Annotated in this window: 1 protein-coding gene; it reads right to left on the reverse strand. The window is 63.2% G+C overall.

The features are described 5' to 3' along the window. Positions 1-910: immunoglobulin-like domain-containing protein (locus tag HB680_RS32480; protein ID WP_213942334.1), on the reverse strand; the 910-nt coding region annotated here is incomplete at both ends.

Here is a 910-nt window from a genome sequence, read left to right on the forward strand (position 1 = left end):
GGTGCTGACCGGGGTTTTGTCCGCGACCAGGTTTTCGTAGTTGCCACCGCTCACGTCGGTGATCGAGGTGGTCAACGGCGCGTGGCCATTGAGTACGTCGTTCGGCGCGACGGCGTTGACGGTGCCGGAGCTTTTGCCGATGTCGATGGTGATCGTCTGACCGTTGGCCAACGTCACGATGACCGGAGCGCCGGTCACTGGAGCACCGACCGAGGCGGTGTAAACCACGGTGCCGCCTTCAGCCACGCTGCTGGTGGCGGTCAGGGTCACGGTCGAAGTGTCGATAGTGTCAGTGACATTGGTCACGGCTGGCGCCGGATCCGTCGCCAGGTTTTCAAAGTTGCCACCGGTGGCATCTTTGACGGTGACTTCAACTTTGCCGGCGTCTTTATAAACGTCATCGGCCGGGGCTGCGACGGTCACGGAACCGCTGGTGGCGCCGGCGGCGATGGTGATCACCGCGCCGTTGCTCAGGGTCACGGTGACTGGCGTGCCGGCGGCGTTGGTCAGGTTGGCGGTGTAGACAATCGAACCGCCTTCAGCCACGGAATCCGTCGCGCTCAGGCTCAGGGTGGTGGTGTCTGTCGAGTCGGTGATGGTGGTCAGCGCCGGTTCGGTGCTTGGGGTCAATTGCTCGAAATTGCCGCCGGTGGTGCCGGTGATCGTGGTGCTGACGGTGCTGCCATTGTTATAAACGTCGTTCGCCGGGGTATCGACGACTACGCTGCCCGTGGTTTTGCCCGCTTCGATGGTGATGACCGAGCCATTGCTCAAGGTCACGGTCATCGGCGTGCCGGCCGGGTTGGTCAGGGTCGCGGTGTAAGTGATCTGGCCGCCTTCGACGACGGTGCCGGTGGCCGTGAGGCTCAGGCCGGTGTTGTCGATCGAATCGGTAATGGTCGTCACGGCC

This window comes from Pseudomonas sp. dw_612 (assembly GCF_018449725.1).
Taxonomy (GTDB): domain Bacteria; phylum Pseudomonadota; class Gammaproteobacteria; order Pseudomonadales; family Pseudomonadaceae; genus Aquipseudomonas.